The following is a 12,934-nucleotide window of genomic DNA, read 5'->3' as shown; positions in this document are numbered from 1 at the left end:
GGTAGGGCACGGTCAGCAGCTTGATCCAGATGCCGATCAGCGGCAGGTTCAGGATCACCAGCATCAGGTTGCCGATCCACATGCTGGCGATCAGGCCCCAGAACAGGTCCGGATTGCTGGTCATCACCTGCGGGCCGGGCTGGATGCCCTTGATCGTCATCGCACCGACCATCAGCGCCATCACCGCATTGGGCGGGATGCCGAGCGTCAGCATCGGGATGAAGCTGGTCTGCGCGCCGGCGTTGTTGGCCGACTCCGGGCCGGCCACGCCCTGGATCGCGCCCTTGCCGAACTTGCTGGGGTCCTTGGCGACCTTCTTCTCCAGCGTGTAGGCCGCGAACGAGGCCAGCAGCGCACCGCCGCCCGGCAGCACGCCGAGGATCGACCCCAGCGCCGTGCCGCGCAGCACCGCCGGCGCGGCGAGCTTGAAGTCTTCCTTGGTCGGCATCAGGCCGCCGACCGACTTGGTGAAGACCTCGCGGTGCTCGGCGGGACGGCCGAGGTTGGCGATGATCTCGCCGAAGCCGAACACGCCCATCGCGATCGCGACGAAGCCGATGCCGTCGGTCAGCTCGGGGATGTCGAAGCTGTAGCGCGGCGTGCCCGAGATCACGTCGGTGTTGATCTGCCCCAGCAGCAGGCCGAGGATGATCATCGCGATCGCCTTGACCAGCGAGCCCGAGGCGAGCACCACAGCGCCGATCAGGCCTAGCACCATCAGCGAGAAGTATTCCGCCGGGCCGAACTTGAAGGCCAGCTCGGTCAGCGGCGGCGCGAAGGCCGCGAGGATCATCGTGCCCACGGTGCCGGCGAAGAAGCTGCCGAGGCCGGCGGTCGCGAGCGCTGCACCGGCGCGACCCTGGCGCGCCATCTGGTAGCCGTCGATCGCGGTGACGACCGAGCTCGACTCGCCCGGCACGTTGATCAGGATGGCGGTGGTGGACCCGCCGTACTGCGCGCCGTAGTAGATGCCGGCCAGCATGATCAGCGCCGGGGTCGCGTCCAGCGCGTAGATCGACGGCAGCAGCATCGCGATCGTCGCGACCGGGCCCAGGCCCGGCAGCACGCCGATCAGCGTGCCCAGCACGCAGCCGAAGAAGGCATACAGCAGGTTCTGGAAGGACAGCGCGACGCCGAAGCCGGTCGCGAGGTTGTTGAGCAGATCCATGTCGTGCGCCTCGCTTCAACCCGCCAGGAAGGTCGGCCACACCGGGATGGTCAGGCTCAGGCCCTTGACGAAGATGCCCCAGCTGCCGATCGTGAGGATGACCGCCGTGGCGACCACGCCCTTCCAGTGGAACTCGTCGCCGCCCAGGCTCGCGATCAGGATCAGGATCGGGATCGTGAGCACCATGCCGAGCCGCGGCAGCAGCAGGCCGAACACCACGACGCCGCCCAGGATCAGCAGCAGCGGCTTCCAGGCGATGTCGCCGATCGGGTCGCCGCCGTCGCTCTCGATGGTGATGGACTTGAACAGCACCGCCGAGCCGAGGATCGCGAGGATCACGCCGAGCAGCAGCGGGAAGTAGCCGGGGCCCGGCTTGGCCGACGTGCCGAAGCTGTAGCTGGTGGCGCCGATCGCGAAGCCCACGCCGATGGCGAGGAACATCACCCCCGACGCGAAGTCGCGTTGACTCTTGATCTTCACGCGCGGTCTCCTTGTTGTATCGCCGGGCGGGCCCTTGGCGTGCAGCGCATTCTAGGAAGGGGCCGCGCGCGCGCCCTGTGTGGTTTACACGTAGCGCTGCAGCGCAGCAGCCCGCATGTCAGGAACCCTGGGCCTCAGCGAGCCGGCCGCGCCGCGAGCGGCCTCAGTGCTCCCAGCGCGGCGTGGAACGCAGGACCTCGTCGAGCGTCGTCACGCCCTGGGCGACCTTCATCGCGCCGGCCAGCCGCAGCGGCTGCAGGCCCTGCTTCAGGGCCTGGCGGCGCAGGGCCGCGGCGTCGTACTGCGGATGGATGCAGGTCTGCAGCGCGTCGCCCACTTCGAGCAGCTCGTACAGCCCGGCGCGGCCGCGGTAGCCCGTGTGCCGGCATTCCAGGCAGCCGACCGGCTTGTACGGCCGGTACTCGCCGCCGAGCTTCCAGGGCTTGATCGCCTCGTCGAGCACCTCGCGCGTCGTGCTTGCGTCGTCGGGCTGCTTGCAGGCCGGGCACAAGGTGCGCACCAGGCGTTGCGCCAGCACGCCGATGACGGTGGCGCCGATCAGGTAGGGCGGCACGCCCAGGTCGGTGAGCCGCGTGACGGCCGCAGCCGCATCGTTGGTGTGCAGCGTGCTGAACACGAGGTGGCCGGTCAGCGCAGCCTGGATCGCCATCTCGGCGGTCTCCAGGTCGCGGATCTCGCCGACCATGATGATGTCCGGGTCCTGGCGCATCAGCGCACGCAGGCCCTCGGCGAAGCCGAGATCGATCGAGGCCTGCACCTGGGTCTGGTTGAAGGCCGGCTCGATCATCTCGATCGGGTCCTCCACGGTGCAGACATTGACCTCGTCGGTCGCCAGGCGCTTGAGCGTGGAATACAGCGTGGTGGTCTTGCCCGACCCGGTCGGCCCGGTGACCAGCACGATGCCGTGCGAGCGCGTGACCAGTTGCTCCCAGGTCTTGGCCTCGTGGGGCGCGAAGCCCAGCCCCGACAGCGGCTTGACCGCGTTGTCGGGGTCGAAGATGCGCATCACCATCTTCTCGCCGAAGGCCGTGGGCAGCGTCGACAGCCGCATCTCGACGTCGCGCGTGGCGCCGCCGCTGCCGTCGGCGGCCGGCCGCCGCGTCTTGATGCGGCCATCGAGCGGGCGGCGCTTCTCGACCACGTCCATGCGGCCCAGCAGCTTGACGCGGCTGGTCATCGCGCTCATCACCGACAGCGGCACCTGGTAGACAGTGTGCAGCACGCCGTCGATGCGGAAGCGGATCGCACCCATCTCGCGACGCGGTTCGAGGTGGATGTCGGAGGCGCGCTGGTCGAAGGCGTACTGCCACAGCCAGTCGACGACCTGCACCACGCCCTGGTCGTTGGCATCGAGCTGCTTGTTGCTCTTGCCCATCTCGACCAGCTGCTCGAAGCTGGCCGGGCCGGCGATCTCGCCGCTCTTCTGCGCCGCGCGCACCGACTTCGACAGCGAATAGAACTCGGTCGTGTAGCGCTGGATCTCGGGCGGGCTGGCCAGCACCAGCTTGATGGTCTTGCGCGTGTGCGCCTCGATCTCGGGCACCCAGTCGGCGTCGAAAGGCTCGCAGGTCGCCACCAGCGCCTCGGTCGCACCGACCTGCACCGGCAGCGCGCGGCGGCGCTCGGCGTAGGTGGCGCTCATCACGTCGGCGACGCGGGCCACGTCGACCTTCAGCGGGTCGATGCGCAGATAGGGCAGCTTGCAGTGCGCCGCCAGCCACTCGGTCAGGGCCTCGACGTCGAGCGCCGCCGCGGTCTTCGCGTGGACCAGCCCGGCGCTCGCCAGCCGGACCAGCGGGTGCTGGGCGCTGTCGCCGGCGCCGAAGCGCTGCGCGACGCGCTTGCCTTCGTCGAGCGTGATCACGCCGTCGGCCAGCAGCCAGGTCACCAGCTGGCGCCAGTGCAGCGGGCCGCGCGGCGCGTCGGCCGCCGGCTTGTCGGCCTTGTCGCCGCGGCGGGGGGCGGTGGAGGTGCGGGTGTTCATGCGGCGGTCGCCTCGCGGTCCGGCAGATTCTGCAAGAGCTTGAGCCACTTGCGCGCCGGCAGCTGGAAAGAAGTCTCGATGCGCTCGGCGCGTTCGGCCAGGACGCTGCGCGGCGGCAACGCCTCGCCCTTCCAGGCCAGCACGATGGTGTTGCCTTCGCGCGTGGGCCTGAGCATCGCCACGCGCGCGTCGCCGAAGGCTGCGGCGATGCGCTCGGCGCTGCGCCCGAAGCTCACGTCGCGACCGAACAGGTTGACGCTCATCACCCCGCCGTCGGCCAGCAGCGCGTGGCAGCCCCGGTAGAAGGCCAGGTCGTCGAGCACCGGCGCGGCCGCCTCGTGGTCGTAGAGATCGACGCACAGCGCGTCGGCGGTGCCGTGATGCCGGGCGTCGGCCACGTAGGCCCCGGCGTCGGCCTCGACGACCTGCAGTCGCGCATCGTCGGCCGGCAGCTTGAACCACAGCCGGCACACGCCGATCACGCTGGCGTTGATCTCGACCGCCGTGGTGCGCCAGCGCAGGGGCTTGTGGCAGAAGCGCGTGATCGAGCCGGCGCCCAGCCCCAGCTGCACCGCATGACCGGCGACGCCGAGGTCCGGGCGCAGCAGCGTCCAGGCCATCATGCGCTGTACATACTCGAGCTCGATCTTCTGCGGCTTCGCGATCCGCATCGCGCCCTGCACCCACGGCGTGCCCAGGTGCAGGTAGCGCACGCCGTCGGACTCGGACACCGTGGCCGGCGCCAGGATCGGCATGCGTGGCTTCATGCGACCAGGCCGTGCTGCACGAACACGGCCCGCCAGGCCGCCAGCTTGCGCTCGAAGGACCAGCTGGCGTTGGCCGGGCTGCTGGACGGCAGGCGATGGACCGTCCAGCCCAGTGCTGCCGTCAGCGCCGCGGCGCGGGCCGACTCGCCGCCGTTGTGCGCCACCGCCTCGAGCCCGGGCGCGCGCCGGCGCAGGCTGGCCAGGTCGTTGGGAACGGCCTCGCGGATCGCCGTGTCGAGGCTACCCTGGCGCCGGCAGGCGGCGTACACGTCCCACAGGCCCAGGCCGCGGGCCCGGATCTCGGCCAGCCGGCGCGCGTAGGGCAGCGCGGCCAGGTCGACGCTCCAGATCGCCGACAGCAACGGCCAGAACTGGTTGCGCGGATGCGCGTAGTAGCGCCCGGCCTGCAAGGACGCGACGCCCGGGAAGCTGCCGAGGACCACCAGGCGCGTGGCCCGCCCGACCACCGGCGGCAGGCCCTGGAGCAGGTCGTCGCTCGCCGGCAGCGTCGGCCTCACGCGATCACCTCGGCCGCCTCCAGCGCCGCCAGCCGCGGCAGGGCCGCATGCGCGTTGTCGCGGCTCGCCGCTGCCAGCGCGGCCGGCTCGATGCCGCGCAGCCGCGCCAGCTCGGCCGCGATCCGCGGCAGCTCGGCGGGCTCGTTGCGGCTGGTCTCGCCGGCCGCTCGCTGCGCGGCCGTGCGGTACAGCCACTGCGGCGGGATGTCGGGCGCGTCGGTCTCCAGCACCAGGGCCGACAGCGGCAGGCCCGTCGCCAGCCGCCGCAGCTGCAGCGCCCGCTCGAAGGTCATCGCTCCGCCGAAGCCGAGCTTGAAACCCAGGTCGATGAAGGCGCGCGCCTGTTCGGCACTGCCGTTGTAGGCGTGGGCGATGCCGCCGCTCACGCGAAAGCGCCGCAACTGCTTGAGCAGCGCGTCGGCCGAGCGCCGCACGTGCAGCAGCACCGGCAGCCCCAGGTCGCGCGCCAGGGCCAGCTGGCGCGTGTAGAAGTAGTCCTGCTTGTCGTGGTCCAGGCCCGGCACGAAGTGGTCCAGCCCGATCTCGCCGACCGCCACCAGGCGCGGATCGTCGCGGTGCGCCGACAGCGCCTCGCGCAGGGCCACCAGCGCGCCGTCGTCCAGCGGGCCGGTGTACATCGGGTGGATGCCGAGCGCGTAGCTCAGGCCATGGGCATGGGCCAGTTCGCGAACGGTGTCGAAGTCGAAGGGCGCGACGGCCGGCAGCACGATCTGGCAGACGCCGCCGGCGCGCGCCCGGGCCACGATGGCGTCGCGGTCGGCCTCGAACTCCGGCGCGTCGAGATGGCAGTGGGTGTCGATCCACATGGGGGGCACCGGCTCAGGAACCACCGAACCGCCGCGGGGCAGGAACTACGTGCGAGCCCCCGGATTCGGATGCACCTGGAAACCCGCTTCCGATTCCGGCCGTTCGGCCTAGCATTCGAGGACAGTTTTTCACCACCCCGAGGATGCCACGATGAAGTTCCGCCCCACCGCTCTGGTGCTCGGCCTGGCCGCCGCAGCCACCCTCGTCGCCGGCTGCGCCGGCATGATGGAAGCGCCGGTTCCCGTTCTGAAGGACGGCGAACTCGCCCTGCCGGCCGACTACAAGACCTGGCCCAAGTTCCTCTCGGCCGTGCAGCGCCCCGACGCCAAGCAGGTGCGCGAGATCTACATGAACCCGGTCGCGGCCAAGGCCACGGCCGCCGGCGGCTTCGCCAACGGCAGTGTCTTCGTCATGGAGAACTACGCCGCCAAGGCCAAGGCCGACGGCACGCTCGAGACCGGGCCGGACGGCAAGCTCGTCAAGGGCGACCTGTTGCGCGCCTTCGTCATGGGCAAGAACAAGGGCTGGGGCGAGGACGTGCCCGAGGCGCTGAGGAACGGCAACTGGGTCTACGCCTCCTACCTGGGCAACGGCCAGAAGGGTCCCGAGCCCGGCGCCGCCTGCCGCGGCTGCCACACGCCGCTGAAGGACAAGGACTTCGTGTTCCGCTACGACGAGCACTTCGCGCAGAAGGGCAAGTGACCCCGCGGCCTCGTGCCGCAGACGCCCGGTGTCGAGTCGATCGCACCGGGCGTCTTGCCTTTCGGCGGGCGGCGTTGGACAGCGGCTCGGCGGATGCCTATGCTCGGAGTTCCAGCCAGTCCCTCCGAAGGACCCGCCATGACCCTGTGCCCCGTTGCCGTTGCCGTCGGCTGCCAGAAGTGCCCCGCCTTCTCGATCTGCCCGCTCAAGGGCGTGATCGGCGACCAGCAGAAGCCGGCCGCACCGCCGGCTTCGACCACCGACACCGCCAGGAAGAAGTGACGCCGCCGGTCCACGTACTCGATGCCGCCGCGCTGCGTCATGGCGTGCGGTCCACGACGGCCTCGGCATCGTTCGACCGCCGCTTGAGCGCGGTGACCTCGATCTCGATCTTCATGCGCGGGTCGGCCAGGCCTGCCGAGATCATCATCGCGGCCGGCCGCACCTCGCCGAGGTAGCGCCGCAGCACTGGCCAGCAGGGCTCGAAGTCCTCGACGCGCGGCAGCACGTAGGTGACGCGCACGACGTCCCGCAGGCTCGCGCCCGCCTGCTGCAGTGCGGCCTCGATGTTCCTGAGGCACTGCTCGGCCTGGCGAGTCACGTCGTCCTCGATCGTCATCGAGGCGTAGTCGAAGCCGGTCGTGCCCGAGACGAACACCCAGTCGCCGGCGACGACCGCCCGCGAATAGCCGATCTGCGCCTCGAAGCTGGAGCCCGAGCTGACGAGTTTTCTGTCCATGGGCCTGGTCCGGCGGCGGAGTGGGTCAGGATGCGATGCTAGATCCTGGCACATCGTGTTGCACCCAACGGTCCCGCAGGCGTTACCCTTCCCGCCGACTGCCCTGCTGCCCCGCTCCGTCCGATGCCTCTCGCCAAACCCGTTGCCTTCGACCCCTATGGCAGCCGCCGTCGCCGCGGCGTGCCGCGCTGGTTGCTCCTGTTGTTGCTCGGCGTGGCGATCGGCGTGGCCGGCGTGTTGTACGTGCAGCGCAATCACCTGCCGCCGCGGCTGTCGGCGCAGGAGTCCGTGCAGCTGCGCGCGGCCTTCGACAAGGCCGAGGCCGAGCGCGTGCGGCTCGACGGCGCGCTGGCGACCGCGACGCGTCAGCTCGAGACCGCACTGGCCGAGAAGAAGACGCTCGCCGACGAACTGGGCGCCAGCCGCAGCGGCGCCGACAAGTTGCGCAACGACAACCTGGCCTTGCTGGCCGCCCTGCCGCCCGATCCGCGCGGCGGCGGCGTGTCGGTGCGTGCCGCCACTTTCACGCAGCAGGACGGCAAGCTGGTCTACGACGTGGTGCTGTCGCGGCCGCGGTCGGCCAAGGCCTTCACCGGCGTCGTGCAGTTCACCGTCGCCGGCTCGCCGGCCGGCGGCGGCGCCGAGGCAGCTCATGCCCTGCCGCCGATCGCCGTGTCCGTTGGTGCCTACGAGACGCTGCGCGGCACGCTGGCCCTGCCCGAGGGCTTCAAGCCCAGGCAGGCGACCATCCGCGTGATGGAGCGGGCCGGCGCCGATCCGGTCGGCATGCGCGTGATGTACGTGCAGTGACGTCGTCGCGGCACTAGGCCGACAGCACGCCGCGGTCCAGCCGCAGCCGCCGTCCGCAGCGTGCGGCCAGCGACTCGTCGTGGGTCACGACGATGTAGGCCGTGCCCTGGGCCTGCGCCAGTCCGAGCATCAAATCGAACACGCCGTCGGCGGTGGCGCGGTCGAGGTTGCCGGTCGGCTCGTCGGCCAGCACGCAGGCGGGCTTCGTGACCAGCGCGCGCGCGACGGCGACGCGCTGGCGCTCGCCGCCCGACAGCTCGGACGGCCGGTGCGCCGTGCGCGTCGCCAGCCCCACGGCCGCGAGCGTCGCACGCGCCTGCTCGCGCGCCTGCTCGCGCGGCAGGCGGCGGATGAAGAGCGGCATCGCCACGTTGTCGAGCGCGCTGAACTCGGGCAACAGGTGGTGGAACTGATAGATGAACCCGAGATGACGATTGCGCCATGCGCCCTGGCCCGCGGCGCTCATCGTCGCGAAGTCCTCGCCCATCAGCTGCACGCTGCCGGCGGTGGGCGCGTCCAGCCCGCCCAGCAGATGCAGCAGCGTGCTCTTGCCCGACCCGGAGGCGCCGACCACGGCCAGCGTCTCGCCGCGCTCGACCTGCAGGTTCACGCCCTGCAGCACCGACACGTCGAGCCCGCCTTCGCGGTAGCGCTTGTGCAGGCCGCGGGCCGAGAGGACTCCCTCATTCATAGCGCAGCGCCTGCGCCGGCTGCACGCGGCTGGCGCGCCAGCTCGGGTACAGCGTCGCGACGAAGGCCAGCAGCAGCGAGATCACGCCGATCGGTACGATGTCGGCCGACTGCGGGTCGCTGGGCATGCGGCTGATGAGATAGATGCTGCCCGGCAGGAAACTGGCGTTGAACAGGCGCTCGAGCGCCGGCACGATGACGTCGATGTTCAGCGCCACCAGCAGGCCCAGCCCCAGGCCGGCCAGCGTGCCGATCACGCCCGAGGCCGCGCCCTGGACCATGAAGATGCCCATGATGGAACGCGGGCTTGCGCCCAGCGTGCGCAGGATCGCGATGTCGGCCTGCTTGTCGGTGACCGTCATCACCAGGGTGCTGACCAGGTTGAAGGCGGCGACCGCGACGATCAGCGTGAGGATGATGAACATCATCCGCTTCTCGAGCTGCACCGCGTCGAACCAGTTGCGGTTGGTGCGCGTCCAGTCGCGCACGACGACGCCAGGTCCCAGGTCGGCCTGCAGCTCGGCCGCGACGCGCCGCGCATCCTGCTGGTCGCGCAGCTTCAGCTGCACGCCGGTCGGCCCCTCGACGCGGAACAGCTTGGCCGCGTCCTCGACGTGGATCAGGGCCAGGCCGCTGTCGTACTCGTAGTGGCCGGCGTTGAAGACGCCGACGACCGTCATCTGGCGCAAGCGCGGCACCACGCCGGCCGGCGTGACCTGGCCGTTGGGCGTGACCAGCGTGACCGGATCGCCGCTGCGCACGCCGAGCGAGCGAGCCAGCTCGCCGCCCAGCACGATGCCCCAGGCGCCCGGCTGCAGCTGCGCGAAGGCGCTGTCCTTCAGCTGCGCGGCCAGCGGCGTCACCTTCGGCTCCTCGGCGGGGTCGATGCCGCGCACGATCGCGCCGCGCATGTCCTCGCCGCGCGCCAGCAGGGCCTGCGTCGCGATGAAGGGCGCGGCGCCGACGACCTCGGGGTTGCGCATCGCGGCGGCGGCGGTGGTACGCCAGTCGGCGAGCGCGTCGCCGCGCACGTCGAACACCTCGACATGCGCGATGACGCTCAGCATGCGGTCGCGCACTTCCTTCTGGAAACCGTTCATCACCGACAGCACGATGATCAACGCCGCCACGCCGAGCGCGATCCCGAGCATCGACACGCCGGAGATGAAGGAGATGAAGCCGTTGCGCCGCCCGCCACGCCCGGCGCGGGTGTAGCGCCAGCCGATCAGGAGCTCGTAGGGGCTGCGCATGGGCGGCGATGCTAACTGAGCGACCGCGCGGCCCCGGGTTTGTCCCCGGCTCGCGGCGCTTGCGCCGGACTCGAAGCTACTCAAGAATCGATCTCCTACCGAAGAGTAGAAATCAAACGAGTCCTGCCGTCGCGCGGCGGCTCCAGGAGACCAGGTGCCCGCTCCCGCTTCGCCCAGCCTGCTGAAGGTCGATGGCCTGTCGCTCGCCTTCGGCGGCGTGAAGGCCCTGAACGGCGTGAGCTTTTGCGTCGAGCCGGGCTCGATCACCTCGGTCATCGGACCCAATGGCGCGGGCAAGACCTCGGTGTTCAACACGCTGTCGGGCTTCTACCGCCCGGCCGCCGGGACCATGGTCTTCGACGGCCACGACCTCGCCGGCCTGCCGCCGCCGAAGCGCGCCGCGCTGGGCCTGGCGCGCAGCTTCCAGAACATCGCGCTGTTCCGCGGCATGACGGTGCTGGACAACATCAAGCTCGGCCGCCACTGCCACCTGCGCACGAACGCGCTGCAGGCGCTGTTCTACACGCCCGGGGCGCGGCGCGAGGAGGAAGACCTGCGCCGCGAGATCGAGGAACGCATCATCGACTTCCTCGAGATCGACCACATCCGCAAGGCGCCGGTCGGTGCGCTGTCCTACGGCCTGCAGAAGCGCGTCGAGCTGGCGCGCGCGCTCGCGATGCGGCCCAAGCTGTTGCTGCTGGACGAGCCGGTCGCGGGCATGAACCGCGAAGAGACCGAGGACATGGCGCGCTTCATCCTCGAGGTGCGGCGCGAGTGGGGCGTCACCGTGCTGATGGTCGAGCACGACATGGGGATGGTCATGGACCTGTCGGACCACGTCGTGGTGCTGAACTTCGGTCAGGTCATCGCCAGCGGCCTGCCGGGCGAGGTGCAGGGCAATCCGGAGGTCGTCAAGGCCTACCTCGGGTCCGGCAATGTCGAGGCGCTGCGCGAGCGCTTCCAGCGGGCAGCGCAAGCCGGCGCTGCAGCCAGGAAAGCCGCCTGACATGGATTGGTGGCTGCTCTTCGAGATCACGCTGGCCGGTGTCGGCACCGGCGGCCTGTACGCTCTGACCGGCCTGGCCTTCGTGCTGATCTACAAGGCCACGCGCGTCGTCAACATCGCGATCGGCGAGATGCTGATGCTGGGCGCCTACGTCTTCTTCAGTTTCGCGGCCGGCTTCGCGCTGCCGATCTGGCTGGCCATCCCCGGTGCGCTGCTGGTGTCGGCCGCGTTCGGCGCGGTCGTCGAGCGCACGCTGATCCGGCCCATGCTGGGCGAGTCGCCGATCTCGTCCTTCATGGTGACGGTCGGCCTGGCCTCGATGCTGGTCGGCCTGGTCGAACTGGTCTGGAGCGCCGACCAGCAACGCCTGCCCGAGTTCCTGCCCGCCAAGCACATCGTCATCGGCCAGGCCTTCGTGTCGCCGAAGATCTTCTACGGCTTCTGGATCGCAGTGCTGCTGATCACCGCCGTGCTGCTGCTGTTTCGCTACTGGCGCGGCGGCGTCGCGCTGCGCGCCACGGCGGCCGACCAGGCCGCCGCCTACTCGGTCGGCATCAACGTGCCGCGGGTGTTCTCCATGACCTGGATGGCCGCGGCCGCCATCGCCGGCGTGGCCGGCATCGTCGTCGGATCGATCGGCGGGCTGTCGTCGGTGATGGGCGTGTTCGGCCTGTCGGTGCTGGTGGTGGTGATCTTCGGCGGCCTCGACAGCGTGGCCGGCGCCCTGGTGGGCGGCGTGATCGTCGGCGTGGTCGAGGCGCTGGCCGGCTTCTACATCGGCGGCGAGTACAAGCTGCTCGCCACCTTCTCGCTGCTGGTGCTGATCCTGATGGTCCGTCCCTACGGCCTGTTCGGCACCCACGAGATCGAAAGGCTGTGAGCACGCCATGAGGATCGGTTCCGCCAAGCAGAGCTACGCCGCCGACGCGGCGCTGTTCGACAGCGTCACGCAACAGCGCTGGGCGCTGGCCGGCGGCGGCCTGCTGCTGCTCTTCCCCTTCGTCGCCAACGAGTACTGGCTCTACCTCGCCTGCCTGGTCGCGATCAACATCGCCAGCACGATGGGCCTCAACATCCTGACCGGCTACACCGGCCTGGTGAGCCTGGGCCAGGCGGCCTTCATGGGCCTGGGCGCCTACACGGTGGCGATCCTGCAGCTGCGCTACGGCACGCCGATGCTGCTCAACCTGCTGGGCGGCGGCGTCGTCGCGATGCTCGCCGGCGTGCTGGTCGGCCTGCCCTCGCTGCGCGTCAAGGGCCTGTACCTGGCGATCGCGACCATCGCGGCCGGCGTCATCGCGCACTTCGTCTTCTCGCACTTCAGCCAGCTCACCGGCGGCACGGCCGGCCTGTCGGTGCCGCCGGCGACGATCTTCGGCCGGCAGCTCGACACCTCGTTCAAGCTCTACTGGGTGATCGTGCCGATCACCGGCCTGCTGCTGCTGGGCGCGGCCAATCTCTTCCGCACCCGCATCGGCCGCGCCTTCATCGCGATCCGCGACCGCGACATCTCGGCCGAGGTGCTGGGCATCCCGCTGCTGCGCTACAAGCTGCTGTCGTTCGCGATCTCGTCCTTCTACGCCGGCGTCGCGGGCGGGCTGTTCGCCTACTTCTTCCGCGCGGTGACGCCCGAGAGCTTCCCGCTGCTGATGAGCATCTTCTTCCTGGCGGCGGTGATCGTCGGCGGCATGGGCACGGTGCTGGGCAGCGTGCTCGGCGCGGTCTTCATGACGCTGGTGCCCGAGCTGCTGAAGCTCGTCGTCAGCGCGCTGCCGCTGTCGGGCAACGCGACGCTGATCCTGTCGCCGGTGCGCACCATCGTCTTCGGTGCGCTCATCGTCCTGTTCCTGATCTTCGAGCCGCTCGGGCTCGCGGAGATGTGGCGCCGCACCCGGCGGACGTTCCATCTCTGGCCCTTCCGTACCTGACCGGGTCGCATCCTCACCATCAAGGAGACAACATGACGATCAA

General features: G+C 70.4%; 15 protein-coding genes. 6 read left to right on the top strand and 9 right to left on the bottom strand.

Annotation, left to right across the window (positions count from 1 at the left end):
- From QZV97_RS10315 to QZV97_RS10290, 6 genes are all read right to left on the bottom strand, one after another.
- On the bottom strand, positions 1 to 1,168 hold a 1,168-nt coding region (locus tag QZV97_RS10315), incomplete at its 3' end, for a tripartite tricarboxylate transporter permease (protein WP_295641694.1).
- Positions 1,169 to 1,183: 15 nt separating this feature from the next.
- Positions 1,184 to 1,648, bottom strand: a complete 465-nt coding sequence (locus tag QZV97_RS10310; RefSeq protein ID WP_295641693.1) for a tripartite tricarboxylate transporter TctB family protein — start codon at positions 1,646 to 1,648, stop codon at positions 1,184 to 1,186.
- Between the two features lie 163 nt (positions 1,649 to 1,811).
- Positions 1,812 to 3,653 carry a GspE/PulE family protein gene (locus tag QZV97_RS10305; protein ID WP_295641692.1) on the bottom strand — a complete coding sequence of 614 codons (1,842 nt, stop codon included), beginning with the start codon at positions 3,651 to 3,653 and terminating at the stop codon, positions 1,812 to 1,814.
- Positions 3,650 to 4,420: a spermidine synthase gene (locus tag QZV97_RS10300; protein WP_295641691.1), complete on the bottom strand. Its 771-nt coding sequence runs from the start codon at positions 4,418 to 4,420 to the stop codon at positions 3,650 to 3,652. The genes QZV97_RS10305 and QZV97_RS10300 overlap by 4 nt, the downstream gene beginning before the upstream one ends.
- Positions 4,417 to 4,938: a DNA-deoxyinosine glycosylase gene (locus QZV97_RS10295; RefSeq protein WP_295641690.1), complete on the bottom strand. Its 522-nt coding sequence runs from the start codon at positions 4,936 to 4,938 to the stop codon at positions 4,417 to 4,419. Before QZV97_RS10295 ends, QZV97_RS10300 begins: the two co-directional genes overlap by 4 nt.
- Positions 4,935 to 5,765: a TatD family hydrolase gene (locus QZV97_RS10290; RefSeq protein ID WP_295641689.1), complete on the bottom strand. Its 831-nt coding sequence runs from the start codon at positions 5,763 to 5,765 to the stop codon at positions 4,935 to 4,937. The genes QZV97_RS10295 and QZV97_RS10290 overlap by 4 nt, the downstream gene beginning before the upstream one ends.
- 151 nt (positions 5,766 to 5,916) lie before the next feature.
- Between QZV97_RS10290 and QZV97_RS10285 the strand changes: the two genes are divergently transcribed.
- Positions 5,917 to 6,468 carry a cytochrome P460 family protein gene (locus tag QZV97_RS10285; protein WP_295641688.1) on the top strand — a complete coding sequence of 184 codons (552 nt, stop codon included), beginning with the start codon at positions 5,917 to 5,919 and terminating at the stop codon, positions 6,466 to 6,468.
- Between the two features lie 138 nt (positions 6,469 to 6,606).
- A complete protein-coding gene (locus QZV97_RS10280) occupies positions 6,607 to 6,750 on the top strand; it encodes a hypothetical protein (RefSeq protein ID WP_295641687.1) in 144 nt (47 codons plus the stop codon).
- A 37-nt stretch (positions 6,751 to 6,787) separates the two neighbouring features.
- On the opposite strand, the gene QZV97_RS10275 is transcribed toward QZV97_RS10280, so the two are convergent.
- On the bottom strand, positions 6,788 to 7,207 hold the full coding sequence (locus QZV97_RS10275; RefSeq protein ID WP_295641686.1) for a RidA family protein: 420 nt from the start codon (positions 7,205 to 7,207) through the stop codon (positions 6,788 to 6,790).
- A gap of 123 nt (positions 7,208 to 7,330) precedes the next feature.
- On the opposite strand from QZV97_RS10275, the gene QZV97_RS10270 reads away from it, so the two are divergent.
- Positions 7,331 to 8,017 (top strand): hypothetical protein, encoded by a 687-nt coding sequence (locus QZV97_RS10270; protein WP_295641685.1) that lies wholly within the window; start codon positions 7,331 to 7,333, stop codon positions 8,015 to 8,017.
- Positions 8,018 to 8,030: 13 nt separating this feature from the next.
- On the opposite strand, the gene lolD is transcribed toward QZV97_RS10270, so the two are convergent.
- Together lolD and QZV97_RS10260 are read right to left on the bottom strand one after the other, a co-directional pair.
- Positions 8,031 to 8,708: a lipoprotein-releasing ABC transporter ATP-binding protein LolD gene (gene lolD / locus QZV97_RS10265; protein ID WP_295641684.1), complete on the bottom strand. Its 678-nt coding sequence runs from the start codon at positions 8,706 to 8,708 to the stop codon at positions 8,031 to 8,033.
- Positions 8,701 to 9,957 carry a lipoprotein-releasing ABC transporter permease subunit gene (locus QZV97_RS10260; protein WP_295641683.1) on the bottom strand — a complete coding sequence of 419 codons (1,257 nt, stop codon included), beginning with the start codon at positions 9,955 to 9,957 and terminating at the stop codon, positions 8,701 to 8,703. Before QZV97_RS10260 ends, lolD begins: the two co-directional genes overlap by 8 nt.
- Before the next feature lie 154 nt (positions 9,958 to 10,111).
- On the opposite strand from QZV97_RS10260, the gene QZV97_RS10255 reads away from it, so the two are divergent.
- From QZV97_RS10255 to QZV97_RS10245, 3 genes are read left to right on the top strand one after another with little or no spacing between them, the layout of a single operon-like run.
- Positions 10,112 to 10,963, top strand: a complete 852-nt coding sequence (locus QZV97_RS10255; RefSeq protein ID WP_295641682.1) for an ABC transporter ATP-binding protein — start codon at positions 10,112 to 10,114, stop codon at positions 10,961 to 10,963.
- Position 10,964: 1 nt separating this feature from the next.
- Positions 10,965 to 11,843: a branched-chain amino acid ABC transporter permease gene (locus tag QZV97_RS10250; RefSeq protein ID WP_295641681.1), complete on the top strand. Its 879-nt coding sequence runs from the start codon at positions 10,965 to 10,967 to the stop codon at positions 11,841 to 11,843.
- 7 nt (positions 11,844 to 11,850) lie between these two features.
- A complete protein-coding gene (locus QZV97_RS10245) occupies positions 11,851 to 12,891 on the top strand; it encodes a branched-chain amino acid ABC transporter permease (RefSeq protein WP_295641680.1) in 1,041 nt (346 codons plus the stop codon).
- The last annotated feature ends 43 nt before the right edge of the window (positions 12,892 to 12,934 follow it).

This window comes from uncultured Methylibium sp. (genome assembly GCF_902826655.1).
Taxonomy (GTDB): Bacteria; Pseudomonadota; Gammaproteobacteria; order Burkholderiales; family Burkholderiaceae_C; genus Methylibium.
The sequence above is the reverse complement of the archived record's forward strand: the minus strand, read 5'-3'. Positions and strand labels throughout refer to the sequence as shown.

What these genes read in the sequence shown, in the direction of transcription:
- QZV97_RS10305 (WP_295641692.1), bottom strand. Translation starts at nt 3,653, where the DNA reads ATGAACACCCGCACCTCCACCGCCCCCCGCCGCGGCGACAAGGCCGAC.
- QZV97_RS10300 (WP_295641691.1), bottom strand. Translation starts at nt 4,420, where the DNA reads ATGAAGCCACGCATGCCGATCCTGGCGCCGGCCACGGTGTCCGAGTCC.
- QZV97_RS10290 (WP_295641689.1), bottom strand. Translation starts at nt 5,765, where the DNA reads ATGTGGATCGACACCCACTGCCATCTCGACGCGCCGGAGTTCGAGGCC.
- QZV97_RS10285 (WP_295641688.1), top strand. Translation starts at nt 5,917, where the DNA reads ATGAAGTTCCGCCCCACCGCTCTGGTGCTCGGCCTGGCCGCCGCAGCC.
- QZV97_RS10280 (WP_295641687.1), top strand. Translation starts at nt 6,607, where the DNA reads ATGACCCTGTGCCCCGTTGCCGTTGCCGTCGGCTGCCAGAAGTGCCCC.
- QZV97_RS10275 (WP_295641686.1), bottom strand. Translation starts at nt 7,207, where the DNA reads ATGGACAGAAAACTCGTCAGCTCGGGCTCCAGCTTCGAGGCGCAGATC.
- QZV97_RS10270 (WP_295641685.1), top strand. Translation starts at nt 7,331, where the DNA reads ATGCCTCTCGCCAAACCCGTTGCCTTCGACCCCTATGGCAGCCGCCGT.
- lolD (WP_295641684.1), bottom strand. Translation starts at nt 8,708, where the DNA reads ATGAATGAGGGAGTCCTCTCGGCCCGCGGCCTGCACAAGCGCTACCGC.
- QZV97_RS10260 (WP_295641683.1), bottom strand. Translation starts at nt 9,957, where the DNA reads ATGCGCAGCCCCTACGAGCTCCTGATCGGCTGGCGCTACACCCGCGCC.
- QZV97_RS10250 (WP_295641681.1), top strand. Translation starts at nt 10,965, where the DNA reads ATGGATTGGTGGCTGCTCTTCGAGATCACGCTGGCCGGTGTCGGCACC.
- QZV97_RS10245 (WP_295641680.1), top strand. Translation starts at nt 11,851, where the DNA reads ATGAGGATCGGTTCCGCCAAGCAGAGCTACGCCGCCGACGCGGCGCTG.